This window comes from Ruegeria sp. YTSC230 (assembly GCF_059609665.1).
The window spans coordinates 211,968-231,027 of sequence record NZ_JBXWMC010000007.1 but is presented as its reverse complement, the minus strand read 5'-3'; the positions used below and the strand labels follow the sequence as shown (position 1 = coordinate 231,027).

The window sequence follows — 19,060 nt, the reverse complement described above, 5'->3', positions numbered from 1 at the left end:
AAATCACCGGGCTCAGCTTGCGCTGCATCCCCGAATGTCGACTGCGTGATTTGCCCCCAACACGGTGATCCGAATTTCCGACCGATCCAGCGCAAACGGTCCACCGGATGCATTAATCACCTCAGAGGTTGCGATCAGAGTGTTGCCGGTTCGCGTCGTCTCGGTCTGCGAAGCCCAGAGCGCCGGGTTCCCCGGCTCGATCACGGCCACCTCGCGACCGCCTGCCGAGGGCATGGTCACCCGGGCCTCGATCTTCATCCCGTCTGATGTGGGTGAGAGGTGACAGGTGGTATGGGCCACTCTGGCCTCGTGTTCGGAAAAGGGCCTTTGTGCCAGTGCAGCGGCGATGGTGGGGTTGCGCCCGGCGTCTGCGTTCAGCGTGTGGTCGAAATCCAGCTGTTCCGGGATGCAAACATCCTTGCAGACGCCCAGATCCATCGTTCCCTGCAGGCGTACGGGCTTGGCCGGGTTTTTCGGCGTGATCTCGACTGGCAAAACCAGTTGGTTTTCGTAGCCGATCGATTGCAATCCGTTCTGGTCAAAAACATTGGGTGCGGGCCATGTAATCGACACATCCCCGACGTTGTTCGAACGGTTCCAGTCGAATTGCGGCGGAATGCCAGCATCCCCCGGCGCACGCCAATAGGTTTTCCAACCGTCCTGCAGCGTCACACGCACGGCGCTGAGGTACGTTCCTTTAGCGGTGCGTCCGCCATCCAGAATATCCAACTCGGCAACGGGGCCGTTGACCTGCGCTGTTACAGGTAAAGCCAGACCAAAGGTTATGGCGATTGCCGCTAATACATTTTTTACGCTCATGGTTCATAAATGCGCGGTTGCGGCACAGAATCCAAGTCACGTTCCGGTAACCGGGATGAAATCTGCGGAAATGTGCGCTGATCCCTTGCCATTCTGGGTGACCAAGGGTCATTGTTGAAGCATACCTGATAAGAGATGTCGGCCCATGGATCTTACCGGAAAACTGTTGATTGCGATGCCTGGCATGGGCGATCCGCGTTTTGATCATTCGGTGGTGTACCTGTGCAGCCATGGCGAAGATGGTGCTATGGGGTTGATTATCAACAAACCTTCGGATCTGCGGCTGAAAACTCTGTTGAGTCAGCTCAACATCCCCTGCCGGATTCCGGTTGTGGGTGAACGTTTGGTCCATTTCGGCGGTCCGGTCGAGATGTCGCGTGGTTTTGTCCTGCACAGCTCGGATTACGAGGCGAACCTGCATTCCATGCACATCACGGATGAGTTCAGCATGACGGCAACGCTGGATATCCTCGAGGATCTTGCCTCGGGGCGCGGGCCTTTGAACTCCACTTTGGTGCTGGGCTATTCGGGTTGGGGACCTGGTCAGCTTGAGGATGAGATCGCGATGAACGGCTGGCTCACAACCGAGGCGTCGTCCAAGCTGGTCTTCGATGTAGCTGATGATGAGAAATGGGGAGGTGCGCTTGCGACTTTGGGCGTTGACCCCTTGATCCTGTCTGCCGATTCTGGGCGCGCCTGATCAGCCGTTACGCGGGGCCGCAGCGCGGCGCAGGCGGTCGTTAATGGCCGCACCCAAACCATGTTCCGGAATTTGGGTCACCGCAATTGATCTGCCGGTGTCATTCAGGCTGTGCAGTGCGGCGAACAGGTTGGCAGCGGCCTCGGCAAGATCACCTTTCGCTGACAAGTTCAGATCGCAGTCCACCGGGCCAAACCCCAGCAGAACTTCATCGCCTTGGGCGGTGCTGGCGTTCAGACGAACGGGTGCATCCGGAGCATAATGCGATTGCATCTGGCCGGGCGCGTTCAGCGCATCACCCGGCTGGTGGTGGTGCAGCTGAGTATCCAGAACCGCCTCGATCTGTTCCAGCGAAACGCCGCCGGGGCGCAAAAGGGCAGGCTCCCGCGCAACGCCCACGATGGTGCTTTCCAACCCGACCCCGCAAGGTCCATCGTCCAGAACCGCGGCGATGCGCCCATTCAGGCCGGACAGGACGTGTGCGGCTGTGGTCGGGCTGATTTGCCCGGACGGATTGGCCGATGGCGCGGCAACCGGGCCGTCGAATTCGGACAGTAGCGCACGGGCCGCAGGGTGGGCTGGCACTCGCACGGCGAGCGTGTCCAGCCCGGCTGTCACCAGCGATGAAATCCCGTGATCCGGTCGCAGTGGTAGAACCAGAGTCAGCGGTCCGGGCCAGAACGCGGCTGCTAAGGCCTCGGCCTGATCGGACCATGTCACGAAACGCTGGGCGGCTTCGATCGAGGCCACATGCGCAATCAACGGGTTGAAGCTGGGTCGTCCCTTGGCGGCATAGATGCTTGCCACCGCTTCTCCGTTACGGGCATCCCCGCCCAGGCCGTAGACCGTCTCGGTCGGGAAGGCCACCAGAAGACCCTGACGCAGCAGGTCTGCCGCCTGCGTAATTCCGGCAGGATCGGCGTTTAATGTCAGAGTGCCGTTGGGGATCATTGGTGGTGACGCCGCGTTTTGATTGCGTATAGCATTTGGACCGATACCTAATCGGTGGAACTCAGATGCATAAAGGTGGGCGGTGGAAATTCCAAGCCCGTCGGCGTAAACGCAATCAGACAGCCTAGAGGGAAGACATGCCATATCGCGCCCCAATCTCTGATTATGAATTCTTGTTCCGCCACGCGGTCAATTTTGACAAGATCGCTGCCACCGAGAAATTCTCGGAAGCCAGCGACGATGTGGTCAGTGCCATTCTGACCGAAGCCGGAAAACTGTGCGAAGAGGTGATGGCCCCTCTGCAACGCCCCGGTGATCTTGAGCCCGCGCGTTTGGAAAACGGCGTGCTGCGTACCTCGACCGGGTATGCTGGTGGCTGGAAAGCCATAGCCGAAGGCGGCTGGGTCGGGATGAGTGGTGATCCGGATTATGGCGGCATGGGTCTGCCGATGACTTTGACCACCGCCGTTAATGAAATGATGTCTGCCGCCTGTCTGTCGCTGCAACTTGCGCCGCTGATGACACAGGGCCAGATCGAAGCGCTGGAACACCACGCCAGCGATGAGCTCAAGGCGCTCTATCTGCCTAAGATGATGGCGGGTGAATGGTCGGGGACGATGAACCTGACCGAGCCGCAGGCTGGGTCGGATGTGGGGGCGTTGACATCAAAAGCGGTCTCAAATGGTGACGGCACATATGCCATCACGGGGCAGAAAATCTTTATCTCATGGGGTGACAACGATTTTGCTGAGAATGTCTGCCATTTGGTACTGGCGCGCCTGCCCGATGGCGTTCCAGGAACCAAGGGCATTTCGCTGTTCCTGGTGCCTAAGCTGCTGCCGGATGAGAACGGCAATCCCGGTGTGGCCAATGATCTGAAGGTCGTATCGGTCGAGCACAAGATGGGCCTGCACGGCTCACCAACCTGCGTGATGCAGTTTGACGGTGCCAAAGGCTGGCTTGTAGGCAAGGAACATGGCGGCATGGCCGCGATGTTCACCATGATGAACAACGCGCGCCTAGGTGTTGGCGGTCAGGGCGTGGGTGCAGCCGAAGGTGCCTATCAGCACGCGCTGGCCTATGCGTTGGAGCGGAAACAGGGCAAATCCCCCTCGGGCACCATTATCGACCACGCGGATGTGCGGCGGATGTTAATGAGCATGCGTGCTGACACTTTCGCTGCGCGTGCGATTATGCTGGCCAACGCCGCAGCCATCGATATGGCCAACGCAACGGGCGACGCCGATTGGATGTCTCGTGCCGCTCTTTTGACGCCGATTGGCAAGGTTTTTGGCACCGAGACGGGAATGCGCGTATCTGAGACCGGTGTTCAGGTCCACGGCGGTATGGGCTTCATCGAAGAATCCGGTGCGGCTCAGTATTACCGCGACGTCCGCGTGACCGCGATCTACGAAGGCACCAACGGTATTCAGGCGATGGATTTGGTGGCGCGCAAGATGATGGATGGCGGCGAGGCGGCCTCGCGCCTACTGGACGAGATCGAAGATCATGCTGAACACGCGCGGGCGACCATGCCCGAACTGGCTGGCCCGGTTTGGGAAGCGACCGAAAGCTTGCGCGAGACGACCGAGTGGATGGTGGCGCAGTCTGATTTGAACAACCGGTTTGCCGGGGCGTTGCCCTATCTGCATGCCTTTGCCCGCGTTTTGGGTGCACATTACCACCTAAAGTCGGCTCTGGCTGAACCGGGTGGCCCGCGCTTTAAGCTGGCCCGGTATTACATTAACGCGCTGTTGCCTGAATATGCTGGGCTGCTTGTTCAAGCACAGAACGGGGCAGATGATGTTTTCGGGCTCAGTGCCGAGGAGTTTGTATCCTGATGGACGGAGAAACCCCTTTGGCGATCAGATATCCTTGGTCAGAGCCTCCGGCCGAGGGCGAGGCGACCGAGATTGCCGAAGGTGTTCTGTGGATGCGTTTGCCGCTGCCCATGGCGCTGGATCACGTTAACGTTTATGCGCTGGACGATGGGGACGGCTGGACAGTGATCGACACAGGAATGTCGTCGAACAAAACACGGCGCATCTGGGAAAAGCTGATGGCGGGCCCGTTGGCGGGCAAGCCGATCACGCGGGTGGTTGTGACTCATCATCACCCCGATCACGTGGGCAATGCGGGTTGGTTCCAATCCGAACATGGCGTGGAACTGGTGGCGTCGCGAACGGCCTGGCTGTTTTCGCGGATGCTACAGCTGGATGTTCAGGAAAGCTGGCCCCAGGAGACGCTGGACTATTACCGCAGTGCAGGAATGGCGCCCGACGTTCTGGCCAAGCGGATGGCCGAGCGCCCGTTCAATTATTGCGACACTGTTTATCCGATGCCGCTGGGTTTCACTCGGATCAAGCAAGGCAGTGTGATCCGCATGGGTGGGCGCGACTGGGATGTTCATATGGGCAATGGTCATGCACCAGAACACGCCACGTTCTGGAGCCGAAACGACAATCTGGTGATCACCGGCGATCAGATCCTCAGTTCGATCAGTCCCAACCTGGGTGTCTATGTCACCGAACCTCTGGCGGATCCGGTTGCTGAATGGCTTGAAGCCTGCGAACGGCTTCAGGGGCTGGCGCGACCCGATCATCTGGCGCTGGGCGGGCATAAGTTGCCATTCACCGGGTTGCCCATCCGGATGAGGCAACTGATCGACAATCACCACAGCGCATTGGATCGTTTGGAAAAGTATTTGGACCAGCCCAAGACCGCTGCCGAATGTTTCATGCCCTTGTTCAAACGGCAGATCAGCGGTGGCGAGTATGGGCTTGCGCTGGTCGAAGCGGTTGCACATCTGAACCATCTTTACCACATTGGAGCTGTCACCCGGACGCGCCGCGCGGACGGGGCGTGGGAGTTTCAACGCAAAGGGTAAAGCTATGCAGGATCAGATCGAAACCTCGGCCGAGGCCGCCGAAGCCGCAGCTTTGCCGCGCTGCTACGAAGTGCATTCCGACCCCGAAGCGAAGTCAGGCGCAAAAGACCTGCCCGGTCCGTTGCAAAAACCGGTTGAAACAAAAAGCCCCGCGCAATGGGCGTATGAACGTCTGATCCTCTATATCCAGAATTTCGAGAAGACCCTGACAGGCGACCAAGAGGTTGCGATGGGATTCACCGGCGGCGACGCAGGCGTCATGCGGATCGAGGGGATGGGGTATTTTGATCCCGATATCATCACCTTTTATGGGTCCGATGCGACCGGCGCGCGCACTCAGCTTGTACAACATGTCAGCCAGTTGAACGTGATGCTGCGGGCCCTGCCCAAATCGGTCGAGGACAAACCCGCCAACCGGATCGGGTTCCGTCTGGCGGCGGATCTGGAAGAAAGCTGATCACCTGACTTGCAATTCACGTCTGCGCAGCCTTGAATGAGTTTACCATTCAAGGGGGCCTCGCGTGACCACTTTCTCTGCCGTTACAAGTGCCTACAAAGGTGCGTGGGCCCGTCGCCGTGTCTTTGTGCCGATCTATCTTGTTGTGCGCCTGCTTTTGGTTGCGCTGATTGCGCCCGGCGTGGCGATCACGGTGAATCTTGCCGTATCGCTATCTAACCAGACGGCGCTGACTGATCAGGCGATCGCTGCATTCATTCTCTCACCTGCCGGGTTTATTGCGGCCGTTGTGGTGCTCAGCCTGTTTCTACTGGCCGAAGTGTTTGTCTTCTCGGTCATGGCCGGGTCGCTGCGGATGGCAGAGCCGGACCCATGGCGCGCCGGCAGTTCTTCGATCAGGCTGATCCTGTCGCGGCTTCCATCCCTGTTCGGATTTGCGGTGCGCTTTGTTGTGCGTGTTTTGCTGTTGGTTCTGCCCTTTGCGATCGTTTCTGCCGTGATCGCGTGGTGGACGCTGACTGAATATGACATCAACTATTATCTGACATTCCACCCGCCCTCATTCTGGGTGGCTGTGGTGCTGATCGGGGCGGTTGCGCTGGCTATGGCCTGGGTGTTGATCCGACGCCTGTCAGCCTGGGCTTTGTCGCTGCATTTGGTTTTGTTCGAGGGCGTTCACCCCGGACATGCGTTTGGCATCAGTGCCAGTCGGATGGAAGGTAAGCGCGGACGCCTCAAGGTAGAACTGGCCATGTGGCTGGCTGTGCGCTTTGTCATCGCTGCCGTGATCGCCTGGTTGGCCGGGCTTTTGTTCGCACTGGTGCCGCTGCAAGGCGCAGCCAACCTGAGATTGGCCCTGATTTACAGCCTCGCCGTCGCCGGTATCTGGTCACTGGCCGGACTGGTATTGGCAGCCACGGCTCTGGGCGCATTGGCAGTTCTGCTCGATGGGTTCTTTGATATCCAGACATCGGAACCAACCCCTCCAAAGCCGCGCAACCTGCGCAGAACAATGGTCACGGCTGTTGGGGCCGCCATCGTTGCTGTTCTTGTTGGGATATGGTTCGGGCAGCACCTTCTGGAAAGGGTGCAGGCATCGGACCGTGCAGAGGTTATCGGTCATCGCGGCGCTGCCGCGCTGAAGCCCGAAAACACGATGGCCTCGGTTCTCAAGGCGATCGAGGACGGGGCCGACTGGGTTGAGATCGACGTGCAGGAAACAGCGGATGATGTAGTCATCGTCGCCCATGACAGTGATTTCATGAAACTGGCCGGTGTTAACCTAAAGGTGTGGGATGCCACGATGGAGGATATCGATCAGATCGACATCGGCAGCTGGTTTGGCCCTGAATACGCAGATGAGCGGACGCCGACGCTGCGTGACGTGCTGGAGGCCGCGAAGGGCAAGGCCAAGGTCATTATCGAACTGAAATACTACGGCCACGACATAGACCTTGAGAATCGGGTTGTCGCCCTCGTCGAAGAACTGGGCATGCAGGACGACATTGCAACGATGTCCCTGAAATACCCGGCAGTGCAAAAGATGAAGACGATTCGCCCCGACTGGCGCGCCGGTGTTCTGGCCGCGACTGCTGTGGGTAATCTCTCAGGTCTCGAAGGTGATTTTGTTGCGGTGAACGCCGCGATGGCGACGCCGGGTTTGGTCAATTCGGTCCATGCGGCGGGTAAGGACATCTATGTCTGGACAGTGAATGATCCGCTGCAAATGTCGGCGATGGCGTCGATGGGGGTGGATGGGCTGATCACGGACCGACCAGCGATGGCAAATGAAGTTCTGCGTGTGCGCGCCGAATTGGGGCCGGCAGAGCGGTTGTTGTTATGGCTGGCAACGACCTTTGGCATGTCCTTTGATACTGAGGCGATGCGCGATGAAAGCCCCTAATCTGGCAGCAATCCTTTTGTTGAGTGCCTCGCCAGCCTTCGCGCAAGACGTCATGCGCAGCTTTGAGTTGCCCGCGCATCGCTCCCTGATGGCGGAGCGCAGCAGCGCAGAGTTGACCCCGTTTGAAACGGATGGCTGTTCGGGTGGTCTTTCGGCCAGCTGGCGCTTTGTGGCGGATACGTTCCCCAGCTTTCGGGGACTGTATGAGGCGCACCCACCGTGGGAATACTGCTGTGTGACCCATGATCGCGCCTATCACCATGCGGGCGGGGCTTTGCGGGCCGAAGACAGCTACGACGCACGCCTGTCCGCGGACGACACCCTGCGTGCCTGCGTCAAACAGCATGGGACAGACCATGCCGAGGAATATGCCGAGCGCTATGACATGACGGCCGAACAGATTCGCACCGCTCATTCCGTCACGGCCGAGGCGATGTACGCGGCGGTCCGATTTGGCGGCGGCCCCTGTTCGGGCCTGCCCTGGCGTTGGGGTTTTGGGTATCCGGGGTGTTCGGTGTTTCCACCTTTGGCCCCTGCGCGCGAATGACGTGGTGACAGGCCCCGGATTTTCCATTATCCAACATTTCAAACACGCGAATTAGGATTCTGAGACTCATGGCTGAACACAAGCACGGCGAAATGGATATCACTGTTCAAACCAAAACCTTTGATGGGTTCGTCAAAGCCACCACATGGTGTGTGGTTGCCATCGCCCTCCTTTGCCTGTTCCTGGCGGTCTTCGCCGCATAATCCAAAACGGGGTTGACCTTGATCCGGATTTTGATTGCCTGCCTGCTGGCAGCAACTGTTGCTGGCTGCACGGGATCGCAGCGTCCGCAAGCCGACCGGGCCGAGGTCGTTGCCCGATCCTATCGTGATCCGGGGCCTTCGACCCTGACGCTGTATACGATGATCAGCACGCGCACCGGGTCTGGTGCCCATACTTCGTTGATGATCAGCGGCAGCGAGCGGGTGATCTTTGATCCTGCGGGGTCTTTCCGCGCAGATGTGGTTCCGATCAAGGACGACGTGCTGTACGGTATCACCCCAAATGTCGAGCGCGCCTATCGCAGCTCACACGCGCGCGAGACACATTATGCGCGTATCCAGACGATTCAGGTAAGCCCGCAACAGGCCGAGATTGCCTTGCAGCTGGCCAAACAATCCGGTCCGGTCGCTGGCGCTTATTGTGCGAATTCCACCGCGTCGCTGCTGAAGCAGGTTCCGGGGTTCGAACAGATCGACGTGACCTTTTTTCCGGTCAAGCTGTCGGATCAGTTCGGTCAGCTTCCGGGTGTTGTGACAACGGAGTATCGTGAGAACGACGATGCCGACCTGCAAAAAGGTCTGGCCGCCAACAATGCGGCACTGAACCAACTGGAAACGGTCTCAACCCAATAAGTACAGCAACCCGTACAGGGTTGCGGCGCCGCTGAAGATTGCTGCCAGCACATTCTTTGTGATCACTCCAACGCTCAGCGCAACCGCGGCGGCCGCCATCCGTGGAATGTCGGGGTGCCCTTCAGTTGCGGTTGGCCAAACAACCAGCGGTGCAATCAGGGCGGGCAGGATGGCGACAGCGGTATAGCGCAAGTGGCGCAACAGCCAGGGAGGCATCGGGCGATCCCCGACGAGGCCGATAAAGACAAACCGCAAACTATAACTGCCAATGGCAAGTCCAATGATGATGGACCAGATCGTGACCGGATCAACAGGGGTCATGATGCGGCCTTTCTGCGTTCGGCGAACAATTCGGCCTGAGCACCGGCCATCATGCCGGCACATCCGGCAATCAGCAGGCCCAGATTGTATGGGATGCCAGCGGTCATCAAAGAAACGACAATGGCGACCAGCGCAGCCACCACATGGGGCAGGGTGCGCATCATTGGCCCGATCATTGCCAGAAATGTAATCGGCAAGGCAAAGTCAAGCGCCCAGCTTTCGGGAATGCGCGTGCCAAGAACCGCGCCCAGATAAGTCGCAAATATCCATAGCGGCGTGATGGGGGTGACCGAGCCCACGAAATAAGCCATGCGCTGGGGCACTGTCATCCTGGGTTCTTTTTCAAACTGCACAATCGAACAGGCATAAGACTGATCGACAGTCAGGTAGGCGGCACAGGCCCGCTGCCACATCGGCGCAGCCCCCAGATAGGGCGTCAGTGACGCTGAATACATCGCCATCCGCAGGTTCACCGCCAGGGCAGAGACAAGAATAATGGCCGTCGGCGTCTGATCCTGCAGCAATTGCAGCGCGGCAAACTGCGCAGCACCCGCAAAGACAGTGGACGTGAAGGCCATGGTTTGCACGATATTCAACCCGGCCTCGGTCGCGAAGACGCCGAACAGGGTGCCAAACGGGATCGCCACAAAAATGAACGGGGTCCCGTCGCGAAAACCCTTCCAGAAGTATGACTTGGATGTGGTGTCTGCCATGGCTAAATCCTATGGTGATCCCCGCAGCAGTAGCGGTCTTGGGAAAGGGTTGCAATTGGCCACGGAACAGAACCAGTCAGGCTACATCATCGCCCCAGATCCCGGTGCGCCCCGCCTGACCCGCGCCGTTGAAGGCGTGGACCAGAATGGTGAGGTCAGCGAGATCTCGGTGGTCGAGGAACGCCCGCTGACGATTTTCTTGAATTCGCAAGAGATCGTGACGGCGATGACGATCGGTGACTACCCCGAGTATCTGGCGCTGGGGTTCCTGCGCAATCAGGGGATGCTGCTGGTCGATGACGAGATCACCCGCGTCGATTACGATGAAGATCTGGAAACCGTAGTGGTACGTACCGCGCGCGAGACCTCGTATGAGGACAAACTGAAGAAAAAGACCCGTACCAGCGGCTGTGCAGTCGGCACGGTGTTCGGTGACATGATGGAAGGATTGGAGAACGTGCGCCTGCCGCAGGTCTCGGTCCGCACGTCGTGGCTCTATGATCTGGCGGCCAAGATCAACCGTACCCCGTCGCTGTATCTTGAGGCTGGGGCGATCCACGGCACTGTGCTGTGCCGCGAGAACCGCCCGTTGGTCTATATGGAAGACGTGGGCCGCCACAACGCTGTCGACAAGATCGCGGGTTGGATGCTGTCCGAAGGTGAGGGGGCTGAAGACAAAATCCTCTACACCACCGGACGCCTGACCTCGGAAATGGTGATCAAGACCGCGATGATGGGCATACCAGTTCTGGCGTCGCGATCGGGCTTCACCGCATGGGGCGTAGAGATCGCTCGCGAAGTCGGACTGACACTGATCGGTCGGATGCGTGGGCAGCGCTTTGTATGTCTTTCAGGTGAGGACCGTCTGGTGCGTGATGTGGATCCTGCTACTGTGGCGGTCGAAGATAAGAAGCACAAAAGGAAAAGTTCCCAGTCCTGAAATCCGTTGGGTAACCAGTCGTTCTGAGAAAACTCTGCAAGTTCCAGAAGATATACACTAAGGTGGAGCAACTCAGAGTGGAATTTTGGATGGTTGCCACGTAGGGAAGCTATGGAATTAATCAGTTTAATAGCACCGGTCTTCGCGGTGATCTTGACGGGGTACGTGTTTTCTTGGACGAAACTTCTGGGTGAAGACACGTCAGAAGCTCTGGTGCAATTTGCGGTTTACGTCCTGATCCCCGCCATCATGTTTTACCTGATTGGTCAGGAGGAGTTTGAGAACCTTCTAAACTACGGTTTCTACGTGTCGTATGGCGGTACGATACTGGCTCTTTTTGCCGTCCTGTTCATCGGTTTGAAGGCGCTGACGAGTTTTCAGGTCGGATCAGCAACCGTTTTGGCCTTTGCTGGCGTTGCTTCGAACACAGCGTTGGTTGCGCTACCCATCCTCCATGCGATTTTTGGATCAAAGGGGGCGCTGCCGGCCGTATTGGCAAATCTGGTGGTCGCCATTTTGCTGTTGATCATGACCACCATTCTAGAGACCTCGGCCGGGCACAAGGCAAGCGCCAAGACACCCATTTACAAGATCCTTCTGAATGTTTTGAAAAACCCGATAATCGCTGCAACGTTGTTGGGCGTTCTTTACTCTTTCACAGGTATTGGGTTTTCTGACGCCGTCTCGGATTATTTAGAGCTTATGAGCCAGGCGCTTGCAGCTGTTGCGCTGTTTGCGATCGGGTTTACCACAAGTGTTCGCACAATTGTTCAGACTGGACCGATGATCCTGTTCTTGACGGTAGTAAAACTTCTCGTTGTTCCGGGGGTGGTGCTGCTTGCTGGGCATTTGATTGGGCTGGATCCGCTTTGGATCATTGCGGCGACGGTCTCTGCAGCAGCGCCCACGGCAAAGAGCATCTTTTTGCTGGCCAAACATTATGATCAGGAGCCGCAACTCGCCGCTCACATCGTGTCGGCGACCTCGTTCCTGGCGGTCGGGACTTTGATCCTGTGGCTGTTTGTCCTGCATCATCTGCATCCTACCGCGTTCCAATTGAATTGAGTTCGCTCTACAAAGTTGCGATCTATTGATCACTTGGACGCAAGCAACAAGGTGCAGCAATGAACACCCCTTTGGGCGTAATCCTCGCAGGCGGCCTCGCCACCCGTATGGGCGGCGGCGACAAGGGTCTGTTGCAGATCGGGGGGCAAAGCCTGCTGTCTCATGTCATTGACCGGTTCGGCCCGCAGGTAGACGGTCTGGCGCTGAACGCCAATGGCGACCCCGAACGGTTCGCCGATCTGAACCTGCCGGTTCTGCCCGATACCATCGAAGGTTTCGCCGGGCCTTTGGCGGGTGTGCTGGCGGGGCTCGACTGGGCTGCTAAGCAAGGCGCCTACAGCATAGTCACAGCCGCCGCTGACACGCCGTTTTTTCCACGCGATCTTGTGGCACGGCTGACCGACGCTGCCCAAGGGCAAACACATCCTCTGGTGCTGGCCACCACGCCGCGCACCGGGGATGAAGCTCTAAAGTCCGGCGGCGGCAAGCGGGTCAACAGGCATCCGACATTTGGGCTCTGGCCTGTCGCCCTGCGCGATGATCTGCGGGATGCCTTGAATGACGGGCTGCGCAAGGTTGTGCTGTGGACCGACAAACATGACGGTCGTGAAGCTTTGTTTCCCGCGGAACCTTTCGATCCCTTCTTCAACGTCAACACGCCCGACGATTTGGCGCGGGCGCAAAAGCTGCTGGAACAGGCATGAGGGTCTTCGGCGTCACCGGCTGGAAAAACGCAGGCAAGACCGGCCTAGTGGAGCGGTTAGTGACCGAGATTACAGGGCGCGGCTTTTCAGTTTCGACGGTCAAACATGCCCATCACGCGGTCGATGTCGACCAGACCGGAACCGACAGCTTCCGCCATCGAGAAGCCGGTGCGTCCGAGGTGCTATTGGCATCCGGCAAGCGTATTGCCGTGATGCAAGAACTGCGCGGGGCACCTGAGCCGCCTTTGGCTGATCTTCTGGCTCGGCTGCTCCCGGTCGATCTCGTACTGATCGAAGGGTTCAAACGAGAAAGCCACCCCAAGGTCGAAGCGTTTCGTGCCGAGGCCGGCAATGCGTTGATGGCCCCGGACAACAGTACGATCCGCGCTGTCGCCAGCGATACGCCCCTGCAGGTACAGGTTCCGGTGTTTGATCTGGACAACACCGCCGCAGTCGCGGATTTCATCTTGAAAGAGGTCGGATTATGACGCCGCCAAACATCACGCCTCCGCCCCTGCGAAATGATTGTTTTGCCTTGCCTGCCGGGGTCAACTGGACACCTGTGGACGACGCGCTGGCCTTGTTGCGATCTCGGTTGACGGTGGTGACTTCGGTCGAAACGGCTCTGATCGGGCAGGCTGTGGGGCGGATACTGGCAGAAGACGTTTTTGCGAAACGTTCAAACCCGCCGCAACCGAACACGGCCGTGGATGGTTATGGGTTTTCCGGGGCCGCCCCCGAGGGTCCCCAAGTGATGCCGCTGCAGGATGGGCGCGCTGCGGCTGGTATTCCGTTTGATGGCGCGGTGCCACACGGCAAGGCACTGCGCGTGTTGACCGGCGCAGCGCTGCCTACCGGTGTGGATACGGTCATACTGGAAGAAGACGTGACCGTTCAGGATGGTCACATCGCCTTTCACGGCCCGCTGAAACAGGGCGCCAATACCCGCAAAGCTGGCGAAGACGTTGCCGAGGGCGATTTGGTTCTGCCTACCGGGCGCAGATTGACCCCTGCTGACATGGCCCTTTTGTCGGCCACCGGGATATCCGAGGTCGCGGTACGCAAGACGCTGCGCGTTGCGGTTCTCTCGACCGGGGATGAGCTGGTCGAGCCTGGAAACTCTGCCGGACCCGGCCAAATATTTGACGCCAACCGTCCGATGCTGTTGTCGATGATCGCGCGACTGGGCTATGAGCCGGTGGATATGGGGCGCGTGTCCGACGACCGGGAAGATCTGCGTGACAGGCTGGACAAGGCGTCAGAACAGGCCGACGTCATTCTGACCAGCGGCGGCGCGTCCGCCGGGGATGAGGATCACGTCTCGGCCCTGCTGCGAGAGGCCGGTGCGATGCAGGAGTGGCGCATTGCGCTAAAGCCCGGCCGCCCCTTGGCGTTGGGTATGTGGAACGAAACGCCCGTATTTGGCCTGCCGGGTAATCCCGTCGCTGCCAAAGTCTGTACGTTGATCTTTGCCCGCCCTGCGCTGGGTCTGATGGCGGGCGAGGGCTGGTCTCAGCCGCTGGGGTTCGACCTGCCAGCCAATTTCGAAAAGCGCAAAAAACCGGGGCGGCGCGAGTACTTGCGGGCCCGTGTCCGAGACGGTCGGGTCGAGGTTTTTGCCTCGGAAGGGTCGGGTCGAATCAGCGGCCTTAGCTGGGCCGAGGGGTTGGTCGAGATTCAGGATGGCGCATGTCACATCAGACTGGGCGATCTGGTGCGGTTTATTCCCTATGGCAGCTTTGGGCTGTGATCAATCGAAGGTACCTGCGACACGCCCCAGCAGCATGAACGCACGGGCAGTTCGCGTGTCGCCCAAAGCGGTCAGGTCCGCGTCGCTGGCAACCGGTTCGAATTCAACGATCATGTGATCAAAACGGCGTAGGAAATGATGCACGGCGTCCCGGAATATCGGGTCCTGCTTCATCCGCGCTGCCGTCAGTGCCAGCGAAGACCGGTCCCTGATCCCGCCCAACGCGGCAACCGCGCGGCCGCGCGCGCCCTGTGCGAACTGTCGCCAGATTTCGGGACGCGCCATATCCGGGCGCAGATCGTCCATATAGATGCCTTCCTGGCTCAGCAGTGTAAGCACGTCCTGCGAAGCCTGCACCAGTTGAGCGGTCTTGCGATCTCGTAGCGCCAGCCTAAGGGCGTCGAACCCTTCAGCATCATCCTGCGTTTCCGGGAAATTCAGCGCTCGAATGAAGGTATCGGTCGTCAATGGTGGCGCGATTTCTTCGGCCGGGGTGCCCAGTTCCAAAGACGTCTGGTCGCCTGTGGCAACAGATGCTTCGCCGCGAACCGGCTCGGTCCGTTTCGACGAAAACGTCGCCAGCGCGGTTTCTGCTTTTTTGGTGGCCTCGGCGATTTCGTTCAGCTTTTTGCTGACACCGGGTTCTTGCAAGCTGGCGGCGCGCTGTTGCTGAATCACGTAAGCCTGACGGATCGCATCTATCGCTGTCTGCAGCCGAGCGCTTTCCTCGCGCATGACGCGACTGGCACGCATCGCCATAGCGGCGACCCAAATCATCGCCACCGGCATGAAAACAGCCAGCAGAGTCACGACGAATCCGCCGCCATCGACCTCGTCGGGAAGCACCAGAAACACAATCGACACAATCAGCCAAACCACGCTAAGCGCGACGGCAACGATCTCGATCTCGGTTACCGAAGGATGTGAAGGCTTATCATATATACCCAAAGGGGTCGGCCGTTCGGGATCTTGTTCGGGATTGGGCTCTGACATGGTCAAGGCTCCGGTCAGGCATACTCGATACTTAGAACTTCATAGGACCGCACACCGCCGGGGGTGCGTACTTCGACACTGTCGCCTTCTTCCTTGCCGATCAATGCCCGCGCGATGGGGGATTTGATATTCAGCAGGCCGTTTTCAATGTTGGCTTCGTATTCGCCAACAATCTGCCAGGTCTTTTCCTCGTCAGTGTCTTCATCCACCAGGGTGACCTTTGCGCCAAATTTGATCGCGCCGTTCAGTTTGGCCGGGTCGATCACATCGGCAAGCGACAGAATGCCTTCCAGCTCTTTGATGCGACCTTCGATGAAGCCCTGCTTTTCGCGGGCCGAATGATACTCGGCATTCTCTTTCAGGTCGCCCAGCTCGCGCGCTGTTGCGATGGCTTCGATGATCGCCGGGCGCTCGACGGACTTGAGGTTTTTGAGCTCCGCCCCAAGCGCGGCATTACCCGCAGGCGTCATTGGAATTTTTTCCATGTTCTTGTCGTCCACGCATAAATTGGTTCGCCCCGCCGCATGAGACACGCGTCGGGGCGATTTGATGGGTCGTCAATTAACTGACCCAAATGAGGCGTGAATTGCAAGGGGGCTTGGTCGCACAACGCGCGGATTACGGCCTATGGTATTCGGGAAAAGTTTGAATCGCCAATACCCTGCCACGCTCGTGGCTCTCGGGGCATTGGCAATGAAGAATCTATCGGGTGTTTCCCAGAACTCCTTAATCGTAGCTAATCACTTCGAATTCGATGTCATTGTCGTCATTGAAATAGAACCGCCGACCCGGTTCATAATCAGCATGGGACTTGGGCTTAAAACCGGCGTCGATCACCTTCTGCTCGGTCGTGTCGATGTCTTCGACCAGAACGCCCACGTGGTTCAGCCCTCCGACGATGTCATAGCTGCTTTCCCCGGACGGTTGTGGATCGCTGGGCGCGTAAAGCGCCAGATAGGTGTGCTTGGAGCCCACGTGAACCGTGTAACCGCCTGCAATTGCCGGGCCTTCCCAGCGTGTTTTCCAACCGAACACCTTGTGCATCCACGCAGCCGAGGCCTGCGGGTCGCGAACGGTGAAGTTGGTGTGTTCAAGTGTCGCCATCATGGGATCTCCTTCGTGTTTTGAGGCTTGTCCCGACTCACCATAATTCCTAAACCTAACTTTAGATCAAGGGATTTTTCAGGAGGATGTGATGGCGGCTTCGGAAGGGTTGGCAATTGGCGCATTGGCCCGACGCACAGGCTTGGCCGTTTCGGCGATCCGGTACTATGAGGCGCAAGGTCTGATATCGCCCTGGCGCAATGCGGGCGGGCAGCGGCGATATCAGCGCGCAGATATCAGGCGCCTGAGTTTTGTGATGATTGCGCAGCAGTTCGGCCTGACCTTGCCCGAGATCCGCGAGGTCCTGTCTGGCCTGCCTGGAAACCGCACGCCAACACCGCAGGATTGGCAGGACATCAGCAAGGGGCTAAGGGCCCATCTGGACCAGCGAATCGATACCCTGACGCGCTTGCGCGACAATTTGGATGGCTGCATTGGCTGCGGATGTCTAAGCCTGCCGAAATGCGCCCTCTACAACCCGGATGACCGCGCAAAATCCAATGGTAGCGGTCCCAGGTACCTGATGGGGGACTCACCAGAGGCATAACTGCCGCATTGCAGCAAAGTTACGCCGTGTTTTGATTGACCAAGGTGTTTGCGACCATGTAATCAGCCGTGAAACAAAATTGCGCAGAGCATGCAGTGAAAGCGCCAATTCGGAAAGTTAGCTAGGGAGCCCGCGATGGCCGAGATTGAACGCGAAGCGATGGAATACGACGTGGTGATCGTGGGCGCAGGCCCCGCGGGCCTGTCGGCGGCCATCCGTCTGAAACAGCTGGATGCCGACCTGAACGTCGTGGTTCTGGAAAAGGGCTCGGAAGTGGGCGCGCATATCCTGTCGGGCGCGGTTCTGGACCCTTGCGGGCTGGACGCACTGATCCCGGACTGGAAAGAAAAAGGCGCGCCGCTGAACGTGCCGGTGCACGAAGACAACTTCTACATGCTGGGCGAGGCGGGCAAGATTCGCATTCCCAACTTCCCAATGCCGCCGCTGATGAACAACCACGGCAACTACATTGTTTCGATGGGCAATGTCTGCCGCTGGATGGCTGAACAGGCGGAAGAGCTGGGCGTGGAAATCTTCCCCGGCATGGCGTGTTCGGAACTGGTTTATGGCGACAATGGCGAAGTCAAAGGCGTCGTCGCCGGTGTCTTCGGCCTAGAGCCTGATGGATCATACGGGCCGCAGACCGAGCCAGGTATGGAACTGCATGGCAAATACGTCTTCCTGTCGGAAGGTGTGCGCGGTTCGCTGTCCAAGGAAGTGATCGCCAAGTATGACCTCTCTGCTGGCAAAGAGGTGCAGAAATACGGCGTCGGCATGAAAGAGATCTGGGAGATCGACCCGGCCAAGCACAAGGAAGGCTCGGTCACGCACACCATGGGTTGGCCGCTGGGTAGCAACGCGGGCGGCGGGTCGTTCATCTATCACCTTGAAAACAATCAGGTCTATGTCGGTTTCGTGGTTCACCTGAACTACAAGAACCCGCATCTGTATCCGTACATGGAGTTCCAGCGCTTCAAGCATCACCCGATGGTGGCCGAGCTGCTGAAAGGCGGCAAGCGCGTCGCTTACGGCGCCCGTGCAATTACCGAGGGTGGCTATCAGTCGATGCCCAAACTTGTCGCGCCGGGGGTGGCTCTGTTGGGCTGTTCCGCAGGCATGGTCAACGTGCCGCGCATTAAGGGCAACCACAACGCGATGTTGTCGGGCAAAGCGGCGGCTGAAGCGGCATTTGACGCGATCAAGGCCGAGCGTTCGGGTGATGAGCTGACCGCCTATGAAACCGACGTGCGCGAAGGTGCAATCGGCGCAGACCTGAAGAAGGTGCGCAACGTTAAGCCGCTGTGGTCAAAATACGGTCTGACCGCCAGCCTGATGCTGGGCGGTATGGACATGTGGACCAACACGCTGGGCTTTTCGCTGCTGGGCACGCTGGGTCACGGCAAGAACGATGCTGAATCGACTGAAGAGGCCAGCAAGCACAAGCCCATCGATTATCCAAAGCCCGATGGCAAGCTGTCCTTTGATCGTTTGACCAACGTGTCCTTTGCGATGACCAACCATGAGGAAAGCCAGCCTTGTCACCTGAAGCTGGCCGATCCGGAAATCCCGGTCAAAGTAAACATGCCCAAATACGATGAACCGGCGCAGCGCTATTGCCCGGCGGGCGTGTACGAGATGGTCGAGGATGAAGATGGCGCGCGATTCGTCATCAACTTCCAGAACTGCGTCCACTGCAAAACCTGCGACATCAAGGACCCCAGCCAGAACATCACATGGACCACGCCGCAGGGCGGGGATGGACCGAACTATCCCAACATGTAAGCGAAAACATGGGCAATGGCGGG

General features: G+C 58.6%; 22 protein-coding genes. 15 read left to right on the top strand and 7 right to left on the bottom strand.

Going from position 1 to position 19,060, the window contains the following annotated elements:
* Window positions 1-12: 12 nt before the first annotated feature.
* The gene (locus tag AC2FD9_RS15695) at window positions 13-819 is read right to left on the bottom strand and encodes a protein-disulfide reductase DsbD domain-containing protein (RefSeq protein WP_496756536.1); all 807 of its coding nucleotides are present in this window, start codon (window positions 817-819) and stop codon (window positions 13-15) included.
* A gap of 145 nt (window positions 820-964) precedes the next feature.
* Here AC2FD9_RS15695 and AC2FD9_RS15690 point away from each other — a divergent pair, with 145 nt between their 5' ends.
* Complete coding sequence (locus AC2FD9_RS15690; protein WP_496837737.1) at window positions 965-1,519, top strand: YqgE/AlgH family protein; 555 nt, start codon at window positions 965-967, stop codon at window positions 1,517-1,519.
* Here AC2FD9_RS15690 and AC2FD9_RS15685 read toward each other — a convergent pair whose 3' ends face one another.
* Entirely contained in the window at window positions 1,520-2,470 is a 951-nt protein-coding gene (locus AC2FD9_RS15685) for an L-threonylcarbamoyladenylate synthase (protein WP_496837735.1), read from the bottom strand.
* Between the two features lie 137 nt (window positions 2,471-2,607).
* On the opposite strand from AC2FD9_RS15685, the gene AC2FD9_RS15680 reads away from it, so the two are divergent.
* The 7 genes from AC2FD9_RS15680 to AC2FD9_RS15650 all read left to right on the top strand — a co-directional run bounded on the left by AC2FD9_RS15680 (window position 2,608) and on the right by AC2FD9_RS15650 (window position 9,118).
* Window positions 2,608-4,311, top strand: coding sequence for an acyl-CoA dehydrogenase family protein (locus AC2FD9_RS15680; RefSeq protein WP_496837733.1), 1,704 nt, complete (start codon window positions 2,608-2,610; stop codon window positions 4,309-4,311).
* On the top strand, window positions 4,311-5,357 hold the full coding sequence (locus AC2FD9_RS15675) for an MBL fold metallo-hydrolase (protein ID WP_496837731.1): 1,047 nt from the start codon (window positions 4,311-4,313) through the stop codon (window positions 5,355-5,357). Before AC2FD9_RS15680 ends, AC2FD9_RS15675 begins: the two co-directional genes overlap by 1 nt.
* Before the next feature lie 4 nt (window positions 5,358-5,361).
* Window positions 5,362-5,814, top strand: coding sequence for a DUF6173 family protein (locus AC2FD9_RS15670; protein WP_058273581.1), 453 nt, complete (start codon window positions 5,362-5,364; stop codon window positions 5,812-5,814).
* Between the two features lie 64 nt (window positions 5,815-5,878).
* Window positions 5,879-7,717: a glycerophosphodiester phosphodiesterase gene (locus tag AC2FD9_RS15665; protein ID WP_496837729.1), complete on the top strand. Its 1,839-nt coding sequence runs from the start codon at window positions 5,879-5,881 to the stop codon at window positions 7,715-7,717.
* Window positions 7,704-8,264: a hypothetical protein gene (locus AC2FD9_RS15660; RefSeq protein ID WP_496837727.1), complete on the top strand. Its 561-nt coding sequence runs from the start codon at window positions 7,704-7,706 to the stop codon at window positions 8,262-8,264. Before AC2FD9_RS15665 ends, AC2FD9_RS15660 begins: the two co-directional genes overlap by 14 nt.
* 68 nt (window positions 8,265-8,332) lie before the next feature.
* A complete protein-coding gene (locus tag AC2FD9_RS15655; RefSeq protein ID WP_058273578.1) occupies window positions 8,333-8,467 on the top strand; it encodes an aa3-type cytochrome c oxidase subunit IV in 135 nt (44 codons plus the stop codon).
* 18 nt (window positions 8,468-8,485) lie between these two features.
* Complete coding sequence (locus tag AC2FD9_RS15650) at window positions 8,486-9,118, top strand: hypothetical protein (RefSeq protein WP_472722817.1); 633 nt, start codon at window positions 8,486-8,488, stop codon at window positions 9,116-9,118.
* Here AC2FD9_RS15650 and AC2FD9_RS15645 read toward each other — a convergent pair.
* Together AC2FD9_RS15645 and AC2FD9_RS15640 are read right to left on the bottom strand one after the other, a co-directional pair.
* The gene (locus AC2FD9_RS15645; RefSeq protein WP_496837725.1) at window positions 9,107-9,439 is read right to left on the bottom strand and encodes an AzlD domain-containing protein; all 333 of its coding nucleotides are present in this window, start codon (window positions 9,437-9,439) and stop codon (window positions 9,107-9,109) included. The genes AC2FD9_RS15650 and AC2FD9_RS15645 overlap by 12 nt on opposite strands.
* Entirely contained in the window at window positions 9,436-10,152 is a 717-nt protein-coding gene (locus AC2FD9_RS15640) for an AzlC family ABC transporter permease (RefSeq protein ID WP_282169831.1), read from the bottom strand. Before AC2FD9_RS15640 ends, AC2FD9_RS15645 begins: the two co-directional genes overlap by 4 nt.
* On the opposite strand from AC2FD9_RS15640, the gene AC2FD9_RS15635 reads away from it, so the two are divergent.
* The 5 genes from AC2FD9_RS15635 to AC2FD9_RS15615 all read left to right on the top strand — a co-directional run bounded on the left by AC2FD9_RS15635 (window position 10,151) and on the right by AC2FD9_RS15615 (window position 14,611).
* A complete protein-coding gene (locus tag AC2FD9_RS15635) occupies window positions 10,151-11,092 on the top strand; it encodes a formate dehydrogenase accessory sulfurtransferase FdhD (protein WP_496837723.1) in 942 nt (313 codons plus the stop codon). The two genes, AC2FD9_RS15640 and AC2FD9_RS15635, sit on opposite strands and share 2 nt — an antisense overlap.
* A 111-nt stretch (window positions 11,093-11,203) precedes the next feature.
* The gene (locus AC2FD9_RS15630) at window positions 11,204-12,157 is read left to right on the top strand and encodes an AEC family transporter (RefSeq protein WP_496837721.1); all 954 of its coding nucleotides are present in this window, start codon (window positions 11,204-11,206) and stop codon (window positions 12,155-12,157) included.
* 59 nt (window positions 12,158-12,216) lie between these two features.
* Complete coding sequence (mobA, locus tag AC2FD9_RS15625) at window positions 12,217-12,861, top strand: molybdenum cofactor guanylyltransferase MobA (RefSeq protein ID WP_282120084.1); 645 nt, start codon at window positions 12,217-12,219, stop codon at window positions 12,859-12,861.
* Window positions 12,858-13,349, top strand: a complete 492-nt coding sequence (gene mobB / locus AC2FD9_RS15620; RefSeq protein ID WP_282169830.1) for a molybdopterin-guanine dinucleotide biosynthesis protein B — start codon at window positions 12,858-12,860, stop codon at window positions 13,347-13,349. The genes mobA and mobB overlap by 4 nt, the downstream gene beginning before the upstream one ends.
* The gene (locus AC2FD9_RS15615; protein ID WP_282169829.1) at window positions 13,346-14,611 is read left to right on the top strand and encodes a molybdopterin-binding protein; all 1,266 of its coding nucleotides are present in this window, start codon (window positions 13,346-13,348) and stop codon (window positions 14,609-14,611) included. Before mobB ends, AC2FD9_RS15615 begins: the two co-directional genes overlap by 4 nt.
* Here the strand turns inward: AC2FD9_RS15615 and AC2FD9_RS15610 are convergent, their stop codons facing one another.
* The 3 genes from AC2FD9_RS15610 to AC2FD9_RS15600 form a co-directional block, all read right to left on the bottom strand.
* Complete coding sequence (locus tag AC2FD9_RS15610; protein WP_496698718.1) at window positions 14,612-15,604, bottom strand: hypothetical protein; 993 nt, start codon at window positions 15,602-15,604, stop codon at window positions 14,612-14,614.
* Between the two features lie 14 nt (window positions 15,605-15,618).
* Window positions 15,619-16,089, bottom strand: a complete 471-nt coding sequence (gene greA / locus AC2FD9_RS15605) for a transcription elongation factor GreA (RefSeq protein WP_058278909.1) — start codon at window positions 16,087-16,089, stop codon at window positions 15,619-15,621.
* Window positions 16,090-16,330: 241 nt separating this feature from the next.
* Window positions 16,331-16,711, bottom strand: coding sequence for a VOC family protein (locus AC2FD9_RS15600; protein WP_496837718.1), 381 nt, complete (start codon window positions 16,709-16,711; stop codon window positions 16,331-16,333).
* An 88-nt stretch (window positions 16,712-16,799) separates the two neighbouring features.
* On the opposite strand from AC2FD9_RS15600, the gene soxR reads away from it, so the two are divergent.
* The gene (soxR, locus tag AC2FD9_RS15595) at window positions 16,800-17,255 is read left to right on the top strand and encodes a redox-sensitive transcriptional activator SoxR (RefSeq protein ID WP_058278822.1); all 456 of its coding nucleotides are present in this window, start codon (window positions 16,800-16,802) and stop codon (window positions 17,253-17,255) included.
* 135 nt (window positions 17,256-17,390) lie between these two features.
* Complete coding sequence (locus tag AC2FD9_RS15590) at window positions 17,391-19,037, top strand: electron transfer flavoprotein-ubiquinone oxidoreductase (protein WP_282152499.1); 1,647 nt, start codon at window positions 17,391-17,393, stop codon at window positions 19,035-19,037.
* The last annotated feature ends 23 nt before the right edge of the window (window positions 19,038-19,060 follow it).